Origin of the sequence: Schaalia sp. HMT-172 (genome assembly GCF_030644365.1) — a bacterium.
Taxonomy (GTDB): Bacteria; Actinomycetota; Actinomycetes; order Actinomycetales; family Actinomycetaceae; genus Pauljensenia.
This window is the reverse complement of sequence record NZ_CP130058.1, coordinates 1,771,061-1,790,665: the sequence shown is the minus strand read 5'-3', so window position 1 is coordinate 1,790,665 and position 19,605 is coordinate 1,771,061. Positions and strand designations below refer to the sequence as shown.

Here is a 19,605-nt window from a genome sequence, read left to right as displayed (position 1 = left end):
GTCCGAGCGCAGGCATCCTCCCTCGACGATGCCTGGGACCGAGCCGCGACCAACGCGTTGTGTCGTTTTATCCCGACCTGCCGGGGTTGGCGCACGGACGCGCTGTTGTGTGGGCTGGTAGGAATTCCCATCAATTGCGCATCTCGACATGGTCAGTTGCCTTGCTTTTCCTTTAAGTTCGCGATGGATGGTATTGACAGATCGCGAGAAAAATACCCAAAAACCATGTCGGAGGAAAGGTGTATGCGCTACGCTAGCGGTGGGGCGCGATGCTCGTCGGCGCCCATCTGTCCAACCGTTAAGAAAGTGGGCCGCAGATGTCTCATCGTCGCCTGTTGGCACTGTCGTTACTCACGACCGGTGCCCTCGCTCTCACCGCCGTCAGTGTGCCAGCCGCCTTAGCGGCCGACGCGACCGGCACCCGGATCTCGTCGACCAACCAGGCGGCGGACGACTCGGCGGTCACCATCATCGTCCGGCTCGCGCAGGAGCCCGGCGACCAGGCCTCCCGCTACACCGAGGCAAAGAAGCGCATCGGTGACGCCGTGGCGCAGGCCAGGCCGGGCTCAAGCATCGAGGACGTGCGGGACTACCATCACGTCTTCCAAGGCTTCGCGATCAAGGCGCCGCCTTCGGCCCTGGCGGCCATCAAGGCCACGCCCGGCGTTGAGGGCGCGTTCGTCGAAGGGCGCCACGCGCTGGTCAACGACATCGACTTCTGGGGGATCCAGGACGGCCAGAACTCCGATAATGCCCCCGCCATGGGGACGGCCTCGCAGATGACACGCGCGAACCGCGCCGCCCTGGCGGGTGAGGGGCAGGTCGTTGAGGTTATCGACACTCGCTTCGACACCTCGCACGAGGCCTTCGCGGGGACCGTGGACGCCGCCTCGCTGCGCCTCACGAAGGATACAGTCGCCGCAGTGACCGGCCAGCTGGGCGCCGGCAAGGGCGGAGCGTGGGTGAGCGACAAGATTCCCTTCGCCTACGACTACGGGGACGGCGACGCGGACGTCCTGGGGTCGGATGACGGTGGGCGTGAAACCTGGGGGGCCTACACCGAGGGCACGCACGCCGCGGCCCTCGCGGCCGCCAACGGCAGCGCATTCAAGGGCGCGGCTCCCGGGGCTCAGCTCATCGTCGCGAAGGTGACGCAGGACGGTGCCGATACGGCCAGCGACAGCGCGCTCCTGGCTGCCCTCGATGACGCCGCTGTCCTTGCCCCCGACGTCCTCACCGTGTCCTTCGCGACCATCGAGGGGATGAGTTCGGACTCCGAGGCACTGTACTCGCAGGTGTACCAGAACCTGAACGCCGCGGGCATCACGGTGAACGCGCCCGCCGGAAACGAAGGAAGCGGAAGCTACGCCAGCGACCCGGACAACGGCATGATCGCCGTCCCCGCGTCCTACTCGTCCACCCTGGCGGTGGCCTCGGTCAGCGAGCAGGACATCATGGGAGCGGTGACCTTCGGTGACCGACGCATCGGCTACCGCACCATCACCAGGATGAACCAGGGTGATGCACCCGGCTTCGAGAGCCTCGCGGAGGGAACCTACCGGGTCGTGTACGCCCGAAACGGTACGACGGCGGACCTGGAGAAGTACCTCGGATCGAACTATGGGGACCTGTCGCGCACGATCATCCTCGAAGACTGGGGAGGCACTGACGACAACGGGCGCGACGTCGAGCTCAAGCACCAGCTGAAGAACCTGAAGTCGCTCACGAGCAAGCCCGCCGGTCTCATGCTCGCGTACGTGCGAGACAGCGACACCCCCAAGAAGGCGGACGTGGATCGCTGGTTTAGTGTGCGGGCGGGAACCATCACGAAGTCTGATGGGGACGCCCTCCGCGAGGCGATCGCGGCTTCCGAGTCCGGCTACGTCGAGGTCACCGTGAGCCCCTCGGCGACGCTCTCCGTCCCAGCGAACGTCGAGGTCTCCGACTTCTCCTCCTCGGGAGCCACCTCCGACCTACGCCTCAAGCCCGAGCTCGCGGCGCCCGGCGGTCGGGTCATGTCCGCCACCCCCGGCAACAATTACGGCCGCCAGAGCGGAACGGCCGAGGCCTCGGCCCAGGTCGCGGGGATCGCGGCCCTCGTGCGTCAGCGCGTCGCGACCGACCCCGCTTTCGCGGGCAAGAGCGCTGCCGAGAAGAACGCTCTGGTCTCGAATCTCCTGATGGGTACCGCCCACCCGCTCGCGGACGCGACCCGCGAGGACGGGACCTTCTATTCGCCGCGGCGCGTCGGAGCGGGGCTCGTGGACGCGGTGGCGGCCACGACTTCGCCCGTGTATCCGACCGTGGTGGGCGCGGCTGACCCCTCCCGCCCGAAGGCCGACCTGGGGGACGGCACGCAGGGCTGGACCTTCCAGGTGAACCTGACGAACGTCTCCGACACTGCTCACACCTACTCGCTCGGCGGTCAGGTGCTGTCCGAAAACGTCGAGAACGGGCTGTTCACGCGGCACGCGACCAACTGGGCGGGGCGGGGCATTGACCTGACGTTCTCGGCGGACTCCGTGACCGTGCCCGCCTCCTCCAGCGCGACGGTGACCGTGACGGTGACTCCGCGCGAGGCCTTCGCCTCGTATGCGAACGCGACCACTCCCAACGGAACATTCGTCGACGGCGCGGTGACCTTCACGAGCAGCGACGGGCAACCCGATCTGACGGTGCCCTACATGGGCTTCTATGGGTCGTGGGGCGCGCCCAACGTTTTCGATCAGCAGTGGCCGAACAACCATAAGGTCGGCTACGGGTCGACGGTCGCGCACGGCGTCATGCCTTTCGGCCAGTCCAATCCCTTCCGGGAGGAGGATGCACGGATGGCGGACGGCATTGACCCCGACCGTGTCGTCATCTCGCGTTCCACGGAGGAGCAGGCCCGGCGCAGTATCGGCACGGAAACGGTGCTGTTGCGCGCCGTCCCCTCGCTGACGTTCACTCTGACGAACGAGGCCGGCCAGACCCTGCGCAGCTTCACGTGCGATCGTTCGGATAAGTCCGTCTACGACGACCACTGGCGTGCCTCGCACAACGTCGAGTTCATGTCGCCCGGATGCGCCCCGCGCTTCGACGGCTATGACGCCGACGGCAATGAGCTGCCGGACGGGCGCTACACGGTCACGATCGAGGCCAGCAACTACGGCCCTTCGGCGCAGACCCACCAGACCAGCTACAGCTTCTGGCTGGATACGGCGGCTCCCACGGTCTCGAACGTGTCCGTCGCGGGCGAGGGGGACGCGCGCACGCTGTCCTTCGATCTGAGCGATTCCTCGCCGATCGCAGGCTACGGTTTCTCGCTTGGTGAGGATGGTGCGGTGACGATGTGGCACGTCGAAGATAACCCGTCCGCTCGCGCAGACGATGGCCTGTTCCACCAGCACTACGAGGTTCGCCTCTCGGAGGTGACGCAGGCGCTGGGCGAGAACCCCTCGAGCCTGTACCTGCAGGCGTGGGATTGGCCGGTGAACCGCGGGAGCGCGGCCGTTGTCGTGACGCCGGTTGCGATGACGTCGCTGTCGGTGTCGCCGCAGGCGGCCACGATGACGGTCGGCGAAACCGCGACGGTGCGCGCCACTCACCAGCCCGATGACGCGAACGTGACCGACGTGGTGTGGTCCTCCTCGAACGAGGCCGTGGCAACGGTCGACCAGGATGGCGTCATCAGCGCGGTGGGTGCCGGCGAGGCGACCATCACGGTGTCCGACCCGACCCAGCCTTCGGTGAGTGCCAGCGTCACTGTTCGCGTGAGTGCTGCGGGCCCCGCGTCGCAGTCGGGCACCTGGCTGTGGGACGTCCACGGCTGGTGGTACCGCTACGAGGATGGCAGCTACCCCTCGGATACGACGCTCGTGCTCGATGGGGCCACGTATCGCTTCGATGCGGCCGGCTACATGCGCACCGGGTGGGTGAGCGAGCGGGGCGTGTGGTACTACCATCATGCGTCCGGCGCCCAGGCCAAGGGGTGGGTGCTTGATGGCGTGCACTGGTACTACATGGATCCGGACACCGGGGCCATGGTGACGGGCTGGCTGCAGGTGGGTGGCACCTGGTACTACCTGTCTCCCGCCAACGGGGCCATGGTGACTGGCTGGTTTAAGGACGGCGATCACTGGTTCTACCTGCACCACGGCAGCGGTGCGATGGCCACCGGCTGGGTGCGTATTTACCTGAAGTGGTACCAGTTCAACGAGGCGGGTCAACTGATCAGCTAACGTCCGCACCCAGGTTCGAAGCTTCGCGCCGACGCCCGCGCCTCCCGGTCAGTTTTCGGGAGGCGCGGGCCTGTGTCTGCATCGGCTGGCCCGATATGCGGGAGTGTCACGGCGGGTCGTTGCCGACGCGTGAGGGGGCTTGGCGGTGGGGTGGGTGATCGTCTCTCTGCTCGTGCCGTATAACGCTGGGCAGAGAGGTGATTGATCATACGAATTCAGGGGATAGTTCGTTGACAGATGGTGAGAAAAATACGAGACAACCATCGTCCCATGGGCGGGTGTGGGTTACTCTTAAAGCGAGGGGTTCGTGACGATGTATCTCCCCATCGACCAGCTGTGAAGAAAGTGAGCCGCAGATGAACCACCGTCGACTGTCGGCACTGGCGCTTATAGCGACCGGTGCCCTTGCCATTACCGCCCTGATGACGCCACCCACGTTCGCGACTGACGCAGACCGGGCCGAGTCCTCCTCGACCAGCGAGGAAGCCTCGGACCAGCAGGCCACCGTCATCGTCCGGCTCGACGAGGGCGTCGTCGGCCAGGACCGCGCGGGCGCCTATCGGGACGTGAAAGCGCGCATCGCCGAGGCCGTGGCCCAGGCGTCCCCGGGCGCCACCATCGAGGACGTGCGGGACTATCACCACGCCGTCGACGGCTTCGCGATTAAGGCACCCGCATCCACCCTCGCGTCTATCAAGAGCGTTCGCGGCGTCGCGGACGCGTTTGTGGAACGCTATCGCGCGCCGGTCTTTTATCCCGAACAGTCAGTGGCCGCGGACGCGCCAATCGTCGACCCGGCGAAAGAGACGCACGCCGACCAGGTCGCCGGCTCGGGTCGGGGCCGCGTTATCGAGGTCATCGACGCCAGCTTCGACACCTCGCTCGAGGCATTCGCAGGGAGCATGGACGCCGCGTCGTTGCGCCTGACGAAGGGGGAGAGCGCCTCTCTCAGCTCCCAGCTGGACGCCGGGAGGGGCGGCGCGTGGCTCAGTGACAAGATTCCCTTCGCCTACGACTACGCCGATGGCGACACGGATCTGTCCCGCGGCTACGACTACGGGCCCGAGGACTATACGCTGCACGCGCATGGAACTCGTATGGCGGCGCTCGCGGCAGCGAACGGGGCGACGTATCGTGGCGCAGCCCCTCAGGCTCAGCTCGTCGTCGCGAAGGTCGTCTCCAATGGGGCGTCGGGCGCGCGCGACTCCGACCTGCTGGCAGCCTTGGATGACGCGATGGTCATCAAACCCGACGTCGTGTCCGTGGCCTTCATGGCCGACCAGGATCTCAGTGGCAACGCCTCGGCATTGTACGAGCAGGTCTTTGACCGGCTCGCCGACGCGGGCGTGAGCGTCGACGCGCCCGCCGGAGACAGCGGGCGCTCGGAGTGGCGTACGCACGAACGTGATCTGGGTGCCGTTGGCGCTCCCGGCTCCTACTCCTCCGTGCTGGCAGTAGCCGCCGTCGGCGTCGTCGCGCGGGGCGGTCAGGAGGGCTATAAGCCCTTCGCGGCCTCCTCGTGGGGGCCGACTCCCGACATGAGGCTCAAGCCTGAGATCGCCGCGCCCGGGTGGGATGTGAGGGCTCCTGTCCCCGGCAATGAGGTGCGTGACCTAGACGGAACGGGCGAGGCGTCGGCTCAGGTTGCTGGCGTCGCGGCCCTCGTGCGCCAGCGCCTGGCGGCCGATCCGATGGCCGCGGCGATGAGCGAGGAGGAGCGCAGCGCCCTGGTCACCAACTTCCTGATGGGCACCGCCCACCCGATCGTGGATGTCGACGCGACGGACGGGGCCTACTGGTCCCCGCGCTGGGTCGGTGCCGGCATGGTGGACGCGCTGGCGGCCACGACCTCGTCCGTGTACCCGGCCGTCGTGGGCGCGGCGAACCCGTCGCGGCCGAAGGCCGAGCTGGGCGAGAGCACCAGCGGGTGGACATTCCAGGTGCAACTGACCAACCTCTCCGACACCGCCCACACCTACACGCTCGGTGGGCAGGCGCTCTCCGAGAGCATCAGTGGCTCCCTCTATACGAGGCATTCGACGAACTGGACGGGTAAGGGAATCGATCTGACCTTCTCCGAGGGCTCGGTGACCGTGCCCGCCGCCTCCAGCGCCACGGTGACCGTCACCGTGAACCCGAGGGCCGAGTTCGCCTCGTTCGCGACCAAGCAGACGCCCAACGGCACGTTCGTTGAAGGCGCGGTGACCTTCGCGAGCACGGACGGACAGCCCGATCTCACCGTTCCTTACCTGGGCTTTTACGGCGCGAGTGTCGACACGCCAATCTTCGACAGCCCCGTGTACGGTAAGGAAACCATCGGCACATCCGCGATGACCTTCCATGGACTGACTCTCGGGCAGCTGAACCCGTTCGACCCGGAAGAGGACATCGCCATCAGTACGAATGACCGTGACCTGTACATCATCTCCCGGTCGACGGATGAATACGCACGAACGTATGCCACCCCTGGTACCGTGCTGCTGCGCGACGTCGTCTCGCTGACGTACACCTACACCAACGAGGCGGGGGAGGTCGTGCGCTCCTACAAGTACGGTGGCGCACCCAAGAGCAGGTCCTACTCCAACGGACGCTACTGGGAGGTCACCCGGGCGGAAGACGCGTTCGACAGCGCGCCCTGGTTTGATGGCTACGACGAGAAGGGGAACGAGCTGCCGGACGGGAAGTACACGCTCACCATCGAAGGCACCACCGGTGGCGCCTCTCCTGTCACCGAGAAGCTGACCCACGTGATCACGCTGGACACGGCCCCACCCGTCATCTCGAACGTGGCGATTTCGGGCGAGGGGGATGCGCGCACGCTGTCCTTCGACGCAACCGACGCGTCGCCCTTCCCGGGATTCGGGTTCTCGTGGACGCAGGACGGCGAGCCTTTCATGCGCCAGAAGTACTACGGCTGGGGCGAGATTGGGGACGACGGGCTGCACCACGTCCACTTCGAGGTGCCGCTCTCCCAGATTGCCGAGCGTGCGGGTGGTGACCCCTCGAGCGTCTACCTGCAGGTGTGGGACTGGCCGGTCAATAGGGCAAGCGTGAAGGTGGACCTCAAGGCCATTCCCATGACGAAGCTGTCCGTCTCTCCCGAGTCGGCGACGCTGTCGGTGGGCCAGAGCGTGACGCTGAGCGCCTCCCACGAGCCTGCGGATGCGAGCGTGACCGACGTCGTATGGTCCTCCTCCAACGAGGCCGTGGCCACGGTCAGCCCGGACGGCGTCGTGACGGCGGTGGGCGCGGGCGAGGCGACGGTGAGCGTGACCGATCCGACGCAGCCTTCGCTCGTGTCCGCGAGCTCCACGATCCGCGTTGAGGCTTCCGTTCCCGCGCCGAAGGCGGGTGCGTGGAAGTGGGACGGGCGCGGCTGGTGGTACCGCTACGAGGACGGCTCCTACCCGGTGAGCGAGACCCTCGTCATCGATGGGGCGACCTACCGTTTCGATGCGTCGGGGTATATGCGCACCGGCTGGGTGAGCGAGGGTGGGCAGTGGTACTTCCACGCGGCCTCGGGCGCTCAGGCGAGTGGCTGGGTGCTCTCGGGCGTGCACTGGTACTACCTGAATCCGGACGGTGGGGCGATGATGACTGGCTGGGTGCAGGTGGGGTCCACGTGGTACTACCTGAGCCCGTCTGGTGGTGCGATGGCGACGGGGTGGCTGAAGGAGGGCGGCCACTGGTACTACCTGCATCACGGTAGCGGCGCGATGGCGACCGGCTGGGTGCGCATCTACCTGAAGTGGTATCACTTCGCCGAGAATGGCCAGCTGATCGGTTAGTCGGCGACCGAGACGGCTGATCCTCCTCCCGCGCCCCGGACACGTGTCCGGGGCGCGGGAGTCGTTTGGGGGAGGGGTGGGGTCGTGTTGCGCCGCGCGGTGGGTCCACGCTGGGCCTTGTAAGCGCTGGTGAGGGGAGTGTGAGGTGTGGGTGATCTATCAGGGGTGTTTGTCGCGAACAAGCTAACTGACAGGTACGCGGTAATAGTTCCTGAGATATTGTTGGTCAGGGGGTCGTGCCCGCGTGGGCGCGACCCCCTGATGTGCTGATCGAGTGAGGGAGTGGTGGATGTTTCATCGAACGTTATCGGCGCTGGCGGTCACGCTTGTCGGCGCCCTGTCGATCGCCGTGTGCGGGGCGAGCCCGGCACTCGGTGCCGACGCGGCCGCGTCGCGCGTGGGCCCTCAGCACTCCGGCGTTGTCTCGCCCAGCGGCGAGGCCGCACCGTCATTCCTGTTTCTGCGGCCCGGGGGCACCGTGCTCGCGCCCGGACAGTCCATGACCTTCGAGGCCTTGTACGACACGCGCCCCGCGGATAGCTCCGACGTCATCTGGGAATCCTCGGACACCTCCGTGTTCACCGTGGACGGCAACGGCCTCGTCACCGCCGTCGGTGTCGGCGAGGCGAAGATCACCGTGACCGATCGGGCGAGGAGCTCCGTCTTTGGTGTCTCGCCCGTCCAGGTTCGAGCCGTGCCCGAGGACACCGGAATCGAGCTGTCCTCCCCCTCGCTGACGTTGCTGCCCGGGGGCGGCGTCGTCGTCAACGCGCTCCTCGCGCCGAGCCTGCGCGCACGCGCGGTGACGTGGTCGCTGACCCCCTCCACGCTCGCCACCCTGACCCCGAACGAGGGTACCCCGAGCGCCAGCCTGTCCGCTTCCGCTCGTTCCGGCAGGGGCACGCTGAGCGCGACCGTGACGAACGAGAGCGGCGTCGCCGTCACCGCCTCGATCGAGGTCGAGGTCGAGCCTGATGTCTCCGCTGACTTCGTCATCGAAGAGGATGGAACCCTCACCGGTTATCGGGGGACTGACGCGACCGTCGTGATCCCCGAGGGCGTCACCGCGATCGCCTCTCATGCCTGGAGCGGCACGGGGGTGACCTCCCTTCGGGTGCCCTCCAGCGTGCGCAGCATCGGCGACGAGGCCTTCTCAGGCAGCTCCCTCGAATCGCTCACCTTCGACGACGGGGAGCAGGCGCCCTCCCAGCTCGCGCAGATAGGCAGCCGCGCCTTCGTCAACACGGCCATCACGGACCTGTCCCTGCCCCGCTCGCTCGTCCAGGTCGCGCCGGATGCCTTCGTCGAGATGCCCCGCCTGACCTCGCTTCGCCTGGGGCCCAGCGTCGCCGCGGGGCAGCTGGTGGGCTCCTTCGCGGAGACGCCCGAACTCACCCGCATCGAGGTGGACGGCGCCAACGCGCACTACGAGTCCCTCGACGGGGTCCTGTACACGCGGGACCGCACGCGTCTGATCGCCTACCCCGCCGCCAGGAGCGCGGGAGGCTCCTACACGATTGCCGAGGGCGTCGAGGGAATCGACGACATGGCGTTCCTCATGGCGCGCGTGGAGTCCGTGTCCCTGCCCTCCACGCTGCGCCGCATCGGCATCCAGTCCTTCGAGGGCGCCCACCTGCGCGAGCTGACGCTGCCCGACGCCTTCGAGACGATGGGCGCATCGGCCTTCTGGCACATGCCCGCGCTCACCCGCGTCGACCTGGGCGGAGCCAGGCACGTCTCGACCAACGCCTTCCGCGACGACGCCGCGCTGCGCGAGGTAAACATGCGCCCCGACCACGGGAGGCTGGCGAGCGTCGCGGACGGCGCTTTCGTCGGCACCGGCGTCACATCCATCTCCCTGCCGGACTCCGTGGCGAGCGTCGACGACGAGGCCTTCGCGAAGATGCCGGCGCTGACCTCGTTCCACGTCGGCGCAGGCCTGTCCGACCTCGGGGAGTACGTGCTGGAGGAGGACGAGCGGCTCGCGACGATCAGCGTCAGCCTCTCCAACCCCACCTTCTCCGTGTCTGACGGCGCCCTCTACCGCAGGGAGGAGGGGGCCTCGACCCTGGTGCGATTCCCCCCGGCCAGCACCGCGACCGAGGTCGTGGTCGCCCCGGGGACCACCGCGATCGGCGCCGAAGCCTTCGAGAACAGCGCCTCCCTGCGCCGCGTCGTCCTACCCGACGGCCTCCAGACCATCGGGGAGGGAGCCTTCGACGGCTGCGCGAACCTGACGGAACTGGGGATCCCCGACTCCGTGCGGGAAGCCGCGGGGCTGACGAACACCGGCCTGGACACCGTCGAGCTGGGTTCGCAGGTGCGCAAGCTACGAATGGATGCTCGCGGGGCCCGCGTCGCGCGTCATATCCTGGTGCGCGGCGGCGTGGACGGCGTCTTCTCGAGTCAGGGCGTGGTGGCCAACGCTCGCCCGGAGAGCGCATTCTTCGGAGAGGGCATGACGACGGTGTCCTTCTCGGGGCAGACGCCGCGCGTCCTGGTGTTGCCCGCGACGCTGACCTCGCTCAGGCTCGCCGACGCGATGGCGACCGACCAGAAGGACGACACGATCATCTACGTGGCGGCCCCCGAGGGAACGGCAGCGTGGCGCGCCGCGGCGGGTGCGATGGCTGGAGCCGGTTACGAGGCCTCCCACCTCCTCCACTACGAGGCGCCGACGCTCACCCTGGCGGGCTCCGGCATCGACGAGGCCGGGGCCGGGTACTCGGTGAGCGCGGGCCAGGGAGCGGGAGTGCCCCTCACCGTCGCAGCGAGCGGTGGGACGCTGGGCGGACGCGAGGCGCGCCTCGTCGAAGTCGAAGCGGACGGAACCGAGGCGGTCCTGCGCGACTGGGGGGCGATGTCGAACAGCTCGGACACGCGCTCCTCCTCGCTCGCCTACACGTGGACCCCGTCCGGGACCGCGGCCAGCTTGCGCGTCGAGGTCCGCGACGCTACCAGGCTTGTCCACTCGGCGACCCTCACCCTGGCACGAGGCCTGCCCGCGCCCACGCCAGCGGCCCCGACTCCGGGCGCCCTGCCCGCTCCGCGCCCGGCTCCCACGACCTTCCCCGACCCGACGATCGGATCGTGGAGTTGGGGCCCGCTTGGCTGGCGCTTCGTGTACGCGGACGGGGGATTCCCGGCGAACACCTCCGCCGTGCTCGACGCTCAGATCTATCGCTTCGACCCCTCTGGCTACATCCGAACCGGATGGGCGTATGACTCCGGCTCCTGGTACTATCACGCGCCCACGGGCGAGCAGGTGAGCGGCTGGGTGCGTGACGCCTTCTCGTGGTACTACCTGGATCCTGCTTCTGGTGCCATGGTGACCGGCTGGCTCCTCGAGGGTGGTTCGTGGTTTTACCTGACGCCCGGCAGCGGGGCGATGGCCACGGGGTGGCAGCGCGTGGATGGGACCTGGTACTACCTGGATCCTGCTTCTGGTGCCATGGTGACCGGCTGGCTTTTGGAGGGTGGCTCTTGGTATTACCTGACGCCCGGCAGCGGGGCGATGGCTACGGGATGGCAGCGCGTCGACGGAACCTGGTACCGCTTTGCCGACACGGGTCGCTGGCTCGGATAGCGTTGCAACGGCGTGAATGGGTGCGGGGGTGACCGAGAGGGCACCCCCGCACCGCATACACCCGCCCAGGAGGGTGTGCCGACGACCCTTCCAATCAGTCACTCATATTCTGATCGGCCGGGCGAAATGTTCGTATTTCGGGCTCGTCACAGGTTGGACATATGCCGAGAAAATTGCCGGGAAAGCTATCGAGCGCCAGAGGAAGAGGACTAGTCTTGAGAGAGGAAGGCCACTGAGGCGTGAGCGTTCCCCACCACTAGTTTTCGATCAAGTGAGGCACAGATGTCCCATCGACGATTCCCGGCGCTGACGCTGATAGCGGCCGGCGTCCTGGCCCTAACCACGGTCTGCATCCCAGCCGCCACCGCGGCAGGCTCGGGCGCGGCGGCCACGACCGGGGCCCTCCAGCCCTCGACGGTGCTTGCCCCCACCATCGATGTCCCGACGACGAGGCTCGACATCTCGCCGACCTCGACCGCACTCTCCCTCGGTCAGTCCCTCACCTTCGACGCCGCATACGACTCTGGGCCCGTCTACCCCGGCGACGTGGAATGGGCATCCTCGAACGACTCGGTCCTCACCGTGGACCAGAAGGGGCGCGTCAGCGCGGTGGGCCTCGGCGAGGCGACGATCACCGTCACCGACAAGAACGACGCATCACTCACCTCCACCTCAACGGTCCAGGTCCGCGAGGTTTCCGAGGAGGCCGGCATCGAGCTGTCCACCTCCGATGTCTCCCCCGTCGTCAACCACAGCGTCTTCCTCAACGCCCTCCTCTCACCCTCGCTCCAGGGCAGTACCGTCACGTGGAACGTGACTCCCTCCTCGCTGGGGAGCATCAATGTCCGTGACGATGCATCCGCCGCAGAGTTCTGGGCCTCGCAGCAGGCCGGAACCGGCACCCTCACCGCGACCGTCACCAACGCGGCGCGGCAGGCCAAGACGGTCACCGTCCCCGTGAGCGTCCAACCCGACCCGCGAGGCGACTTCGTCACGAACGACGACGGCGTCCTCGTGGAGTACAGGGGCACAGACCCGAACATCCGGATCCCCGAAGGCGTCACGGGCATCGGCTCCAGCTTCTCCTCAATCGCCCTCGACTCGGTCTGGGTGCCCGCCTCCGTGCGCACCATCGACGACCGCGCCTTCTACGGAACGGGCCTGAAGGAGATCACCTTCCAGGACGACGACGAACACCCCTCTCAGCTCACCGCCATCTACGGCGAGGCCTTCTCGATGACCGCCATCGAGACGCTGACTCTTCCCCGATCCGTCGAGACCGTCCTTCAATCCTTCGAAAACATGGGGAACCTGACGACCGTGCGCCTGGGACCCAACCTCGGCCCCGACCAACTCGTGGGAGACTTCCGCTACACGCCGAAGCTGACGAACATCGAGGTGGACCCCGCCAACGCGAACTACACCAGCGACGAGGGCGTCCTGTACACGAAGGACCACTCACACCTCATCGCCTACCCCTCCGCGAAGAACGCCGCAGGAAACTACCGGATCCCGGAGGGAACCAGCGCCATCGACGACAACGCGTTCGAGAACGCGCAGGTCTCCACCGTCACGATGCCCTCCACGCTGCGCACGATCGGCGCGCAGGCATTCGCGCACTCCGACCTCACCCAGCTCACACTGCCTGACGGGCTTCGCAGCGCGGGCACCTGGGCCTTCGCCTACACCACCAACCTGACCAGCGTCGACCTGGGCGGCATCACCGCCCTGCCCGACGGCGCGTTCATCGGCTCGAGCTCGCTGGCCGACGTGAACTTCCGCCCCGACCTCGCCGCACTCACGACGATCGGTGAGGACGCCTTCGACTGGACGAGCCTGACCTCCGCCATCCTGCCCGACACGGTCACGACCATCGCGGACAACGCCTTCGCCAACAACAAGTCGCTCACCTCGCTGCACCTGGGCGCGGGCGTTACCTCCATCGGAGCCACGGCCCTGGGAGGGACCCCCTCCCTCGCGGTCCTGAGCGTCAGCCCCGCCAACGCCTCGTACTACGTGACGGACGGAGTCCTCTACGAGCACGCCCCGGCCGGCCCCCGACTGGTGCGTTACCCGCCCGCCAAGCCCGGGAGCGAGTTCGAGGTTGCCGCCGGCACGACCTGGATCGGCACGTGGGCCTTCGACGGCGCCTCCTCCCTCACCCGCGTCGTCCTGCCCGAAGGGCTCACGACCATCGACTACGGTGCGTTCTACGGCTGCACAAGCCTGACCGACATGGCCATCCCCGAGTCAGTGAACACCGCCAGGGGCGTGGTCAACACCGGTCTTGACACCGTCGAATTCGGCAGCCAGATGCGCGAAATCTCGATGACCGCACGCGAGTACCGCATGGCCCCCCACCTCATCGTGCGCGGCGGCGTCGACGGCGAATACTACACCGACGGGGAGGCTTCGAACGGGCGCCCCGAGAGCGCCTTCTTCGGCGAAGGCATGACGACCGTCGCCATTCGCTCCAAGGGGCCGAAGGTCGTGGTCCTGCCCTCGACCCTCACCCAGTTCGAGCTCGACCCCTTCTCCGCCAAGGGCTTCAAGTCCGACACCCAGGTCTACGTCGCCGCCGCCGAGGGATCGTCCGCCTGGAACGTCGCAAAGGCCGAACTGGAGAAGGAGGGCATCGACCAGTCGCACCTGCACGCCTACGTGCCCGCCACGATCACGCTGTCGGGCTCCGGCATTGACCAGGCCGATGAGGGCTACGCGTGGACCGGTACCCCGGGCACAGCCCTCACCCTGACCGCCACCGTGAGCGGTGCCGTGCCCGACGGGCGCGAACTGCGCGTCACCCAGGTCGACGCGGACGGCACCGAGACCCTCATCCAAGACTGGAGCGCGATGGAGCAGGAAGGGGAAGCCTCGAGCCTGAGCGTCTCGTGGACCCCCAACGCCTCCGGCGCACACCTGCGCGTCGAGACCCGCGACATCACGCGCGTCGTGCGCTCGACGAGCCTGAGCGTCACCGCCGCTCCCGCGCCCCAGCCCACAGCCGGAACGTGGCAGTGGGGCGCTCGCGGCTGGTGGTACCGCTACGCGGACGGCACCTACCCGGCCAGCGAGACCCTCGTGATCGACGGCCAGGTCTACCGCTTCGACGCCGCCGGCTACATGCGCACCGGCTGGGTGCGCGAAGACGGCACCTGGTACTACCACGCCCCCTCCGGCGCGCAGGCCAGCGGCTGGGTGCTCGACGGAGTCTCCTGGTACTACCTGACCCCGGGCACGGGAGCCATGGCAACCGGCTGGCTCAAAGACGGCGATTCCTGGTACTACCTGAACCCCGCCTCCGGCGCCATGGTCACCGGCTGGCTCAAGGACGGCGATTCCTGGTACTACCTGAAGCCCGGCAGCGGGGCCATGGTCACCGGTCGCGTGTGGATCGGCTGGCGCTGGTACACATTCGCCGACAACGGCCAGTGGATCCGCTAGCCACCCGGGCCGCGAAATCCCAGCGTTTTCACAGGTCCTTTCAGTGAACCCCCAAGGAACGCCCCCTACAGTAGGTGTCATCACAAGGGAATACGGCACGGGCCACGCGGGCCCGGGACCTGCCGACGAGACACTACTGAGGAGTCATCTGGGAGTACTTGCACTGTGTTGATGGGATACGCCGAGGGGCCGACCGCCAGGTCGGCCCCTCGGCGTCTCTGCGTCGGGGCGCCCCGGTCGACTCCGTCGACTCCGAGCGCCAAGCTCCGGCATCAGCGTCAGGCGTGAATCGGGCGGCGGCCCGTCAACCGTTGGTTTTTCGACAGGCATACTGCACAAGTGGGAGAAGGTACTCATAATTGTGGTGGCGCCTCCAGCGCCTGGCCTGTATCCCACAGTCGTCAATGAAGTGAGACCCAGATGACCCATCGACCACCGTCGGCGCTCGCGCTCTCCCTCGCGCTCTCCCTCGCCGCGACCACCCTTGCCGCCCCGGCCGCACTCGCGACCGGCGGGGGAGTGGGGCCAGCACCCAGCGCCACCCAGCCGGCCCCGGCCACCCCCGCGCGCCCCGCCCCGGCCTCGTCCAGCGACACCCCGACAACGATCATCGTTCAGCTCGAGGACGGCACCGTCGCAATCCCCAGGTCTAGGCGCGCCTTCGGCCTGTCCACGCAGAACACACACGACGAGATGAGGGCGCGCATCGCCGCCGCCGTTGAGGGGGTCGTCCCCGGCGCGAAGGTCACCACCGTGCGCGACTATACCCACGCGATCGACGGCTTCGCCATCGAGGCCCCCGCATCGGCCCTCTCCACGATTCAACAGGTCGAGGGCGTCAAGGCGGCGTTCATCGAGGGCACCCACAAGCCGATGGGCAGCGCCGCCGAGGGAAGCGGCGCACCCGTCCTTGCCAATGCCTCGTCCCTGGCGATGACACACGCGAACCAGGCCACCCAGAAGGGCGACGGCCAGGTCATTGAGATCATCGACTCGGGCCTGCAGACGGACCACGACGCCTTCTCCGGCTCGATGGACGGTGTCGACGTGCGCATGAGCCAGGCCGATGCCCAGGCCCTCTCGGGCATACTCCCGCACGGCGGTGCCGGTACGTACATCAACAGCAAGATCCCCTTCGCCTACGACTACGCCGACAACGACGCGAACGTCGTGCCGACCTCCACCAAAGACATGTCGCACGGCACGCACGTCGCCGCGATCGCGGCCGCCAACGGAGGAGAGGTCCGAGGAACCGCCCCCAACGCGCAGATTATCGTCGCCAAGGTCGTCCACGACGCGGACGGCGTCATGGACGACAGCGCGCTGCTGGCGGCCCTCGACGACGCCCTCGTCATCAAACCCGACGTCATCAATATTTCACTCGGAGACGACGCGGGCATGAGCAGCGACGCCGGTAGCATCTTCGCCGGAGTGTACGAAAAGCTCACCGACGCAGGCATCACCGTCAACGCCGCGGCCGGTAACGCCTTCTCCAACGCGTACGGCAACAACAGCGGCCAGAACAAGCCTTTCGCGACCGATCCCGACACGGGCACGCTCGGCGAGCCCGCCTCCTACCAGTCCACCCTGGCCGTCGCCTCGGTCGACAACCAGGAAGCACTGTCCTACGTGAGCCTGGGCGACCGGACAATCGCCTACCGCACCGCCCTGGACGGTCAGGGCCAGGCCGTGCCAGGCCTGCGTGACATTCCTGAGAAGAGCTACCGCGTCGTCTACGCGGGCGCCGGCGGGGGCGACGAGCTCGACAAGTACGCGGGCACCAACCGGCTGAGTCTCGCCGACGCGATCGTCCTCGAAGACAAGGGAGGCACCGACACCCGGACCGGCACGGCGATGACCGACGAGCTCAAGGCCTCGTACCTGACGGGATTCCCGTCAACGCCCGCGGCCCTCATGATCGCCGACACCGACGAGTCCGACTCGCCCTACCAGTCGATCCTGGGCGCCACCACCACGATGCCGACGGTCACCATCACCAAGAAGGACGGCGAGGCGATCCGCCAGGCCCTGTCCGCCGGGGGCGGCGCGGACGTGTACCTGAGCGTCACGCACTCCGGCATCGTGCTGGCCTCTAACAACCCGACGGCCTCGGAGTTCTCCGCCTGGGGCGTGACCCCCGACCTGAGGCTCAAACCCGAAATCGCGGCCCCCGGCGGCGACATCATCTCCGCCTACCTCGGCAACCAATACCAGCGCCTGTCGGGCACGTCGATGGCCTCCCCGCAGGTCGCCGGCATCAGCGCCCTCGTGCGCCAGCGTCTCGCGGCCGACCCCGCCTTCTCCGCCGTGAGCGCGACGGACAAGAACGCGCTCGTCACCAACCTCCTCATGGGAACCGCCCACCCGCTTATCGACGTCGAGGCGGGGGACGGCACCTACTACTCGCCGCGAAAGGTCGGCGCGGGCGCCGTCGACGCGCTCGCGGCCACCACCGCGACCGTCTACCCGAGCGTCGTGGGCGCCGCCGATCCCTCCCGACCCAAGGCCGACCTCGGCGACGGAACGACGGGCTGGACCTTCCAGGTGCGCCTGACCAACCTCTCCGACGCCGCCCACACCTACACGCTCGGCGGCCAGGCCCTGTCCGAGATGGTCGAGGAAGGGCTCTTCGCCGAGCACTCGCGGAACTGGGTGGGGCAGGGTATCTCCCTGACCTTCACCGGGGATAGCCTCGCCGAGGCCGGGGGCACCCAGCAGGTCACGGTCCCCGCTGCATCGACCGCGACCGTGAGCGTCACGGTGACCCCAGAGGCCGAGTTCGCGGCCTTCGCCGCGCAGAACACCCCCCAGGGAACCTTCATCGACGGAGCCGTCACCTTCACGAGCGGTGACGAGACACCGAGCCTGACCGTGCCCTACCTGGGCTTCTACGGCTCCTGGGGCGCCCCCAGCGTCTTCGACGGCAAGTGGTCGGACAACGAGACGACGCCCGTGCACGTCTACCGTTCCGCGCTGGTCAACGCCCACTCGTCCATCCCGCTGGGTTCGCTGAACCCGATGTCGGAACAACAGGACCTGACGCTGGTCACCACGATCAACACTCAGCGTCTCATTATGTCGCGCGCCCCGTGGGCAGAAGCCCCCAACACGGTCCTTCCGATGACCGGTATGCTGCGCGCTCAGTCCCCTCAATGACGCTGACCTACCGCAACTCTGCGGGGCAGTCTGTGCGCTCCTACACGATCAACCGCGTGCGCAAGTCCCTGTACGACCTCGAGTCCGGCTGGACGAAGCCGGGTGAGTTCTCCGGTGAGGATCCCGTCTTCGACGGCTACGACCAGTCCGGCAACGCCCTGCCCGACGGCCGCTACACGCTGACGATCGAGGCCGCGACGGACGGGCCCTCCGCCCAGACACACCAGATGAGCTACGAGTTCACGCTGGACACGAAGGCTCCCGTCATTTCCAACATGACGGTGAGCGGCGAGGGCGATGCCCGAACGGTGTCCTTCGACGTCACAGATTCCTCGCCCGTGGCCGCCATCGACTTCTCCGAGAGCCCCGACTCGATCTACTATTTCCGCAAGCTCGTCGAGGACGATGGAGAGATTCAGGCCGACGGCACGCACCGCTACCACTTCGACATCCCCGTCTCAGAGGCCGCCAGCGCCTGGGCGGAACAGGGGAACGAGGGCGAGGTTCCGGCCGGCCCCTATGTGTTCGCTTGGGACTGGGGCACCAACCGTGCCGTGCAGGAGGTGCACGTTCAGGGCGACCCGACGCCTGCGCCTGAGCCTTCTCCGGAACCAGCGCCTGAGCCGAGTCCGGATCCGACGCCTGCACCAGACCCGACGCCTGCACCAGACCCGACGCCTGCACCGACGCCTGAGCCGAGTCCGGATCCGACGCCTGCGCCGGACTCGATGCCTGCGCCTCAGGGCGGTGCGTGGATCAGCGATTCGGTGGGCTGGTGGTACCGGTACGCGGATGGCACTTACCCGGCTGGCCAGGCGGTGCAGATCGGTCACTCGATCTACCGCTTTGATCCTCGCGGCTACATGCGTACCGGCTGGGCGAGTGAGGGTGGCTCGTGGTTCTACCATGACGCGTCGGGCGCTCAGGTGAGTGGTTGGGTCAAGGATGGGGCCTCTTGGTACTACCTGGATCCTGCGTCGGGTCGTATGGTGACGGGGTGGCTGCTTGATGGGCTGACGTGGTATTACCTGACGCCCGGCAGTGGCGCGATGGCGACCGGTTGGGTGTGGGATGGTTCTGCCTGGTACTTCATGGCTCCCAGTGGCGCGTTGACCACGGGTTGGGTCAAGGACGGTGGCTCCTGGTACTACCTGAGCACCGACTCCGGCGCGATGATGACGGGCTGGCTACAGGTTGGCGACTCCTGGTACTACCTGACCCCCGGCAGTGGTGCCATGGCGACCGGCTGGCTCCAGGAGGGTGGCTCCTGGTACTACCTGAGCGCCGACTCCGGCGCGATGTACACCGGCGGGCACTGGATCGGCTGGACCTGGTACCGATTCGCCGACTCTGGTCAGTGGCTGAGCTAGCGGCTCACGCGTGGGCCTGGTGCCCACTGCGTTGATGGCCG

The 19,605-nt window shown here is 67.6% G+C and carries 4 protein-coding genes and 1 pseudogene; all 5 read left to right on the top strand.

Annotated elements, in window-relative coordinates; all coding sequences use genetic code 11:
- Positions 1 to 317: 317 nt before the first annotated feature.
- Positions 318 to 4,220 carry a S8 family serine peptidase gene (locus tag QU663_RS07440; protein WP_021611063.1) on the top strand — a complete coding sequence of 1,301 codons (3,903 nt, stop codon included), beginning with the start codon at positions 318 to 320 and terminating at the stop codon, positions 4,218 to 4,220.
- 356 nt (positions 4,221 to 4,576) lie between these two features.
- The gene (locus QU663_RS07435; RefSeq protein ID WP_021611062.1) at positions 4,577 to 8,008 is read left to right on the top strand and encodes a S8 family serine peptidase; all 3,432 of its coding nucleotides are present in this window, start codon (positions 4,577 to 4,579) and stop codon (positions 8,006 to 8,008) included.
- Between the two features lie 289 nt (positions 8,009 to 8,297).
- Positions 8,298 to 11,594 (top strand): leucine-rich repeat protein, encoded by a 3,297-nt coding sequence (locus QU663_RS07430; protein ID WP_021612321.1) that lies wholly within the window; start codon positions 8,298 to 8,300, stop codon positions 11,592 to 11,594.
- 282 nt (positions 11,595 to 11,876) lie between these two features.
- Positions 11,877 to 15,038 carry a leucine-rich repeat protein gene (locus QU663_RS07425; protein WP_021612320.1) on the top strand — a complete coding sequence of 1,054 codons (3,162 nt, stop codon included), beginning with the start codon at positions 11,877 to 11,879 and terminating at the stop codon, positions 15,036 to 15,038.
- A gap of 420 nt (positions 15,039 to 15,458) precedes the next feature.
- Positions 15,459 to 19,564: pseudogene (locus QU663_RS07420) on the top strand (S8 family serine peptidase).
- The last annotated feature ends 41 nt before the right edge of the window (positions 19,565 to 19,605 follow it).

Bases quoted from the DNA above. Each gene is read 5' to 3' on its own strand.
- QU663_RS07425 (WP_021612320.1), top strand. From the start codon at position 11,877: ATGTCCCATCGACGATTCCCGGCGCTGACGCTGATAGCGGCCGGCGTC.
- QU663_RS07440 (WP_021611063.1), top strand. From the start codon at position 318: ATGTCTCATCGTCGCCTGTTGGCACTGTCGTTACTCACGACCGGTGCC.
- QU663_RS07430 (WP_021612321.1), top strand. From the start codon at position 8,298: ATGTTTCATCGAACGTTATCGGCGCTGGCGGTCACGCTTGTCGGCGCC.
- QU663_RS07435 (WP_021611062.1), top strand. From the start codon at position 4,577: ATGAACCACCGTCGACTGTCGGCACTGGCGCTTATAGCGACCGGTGCC.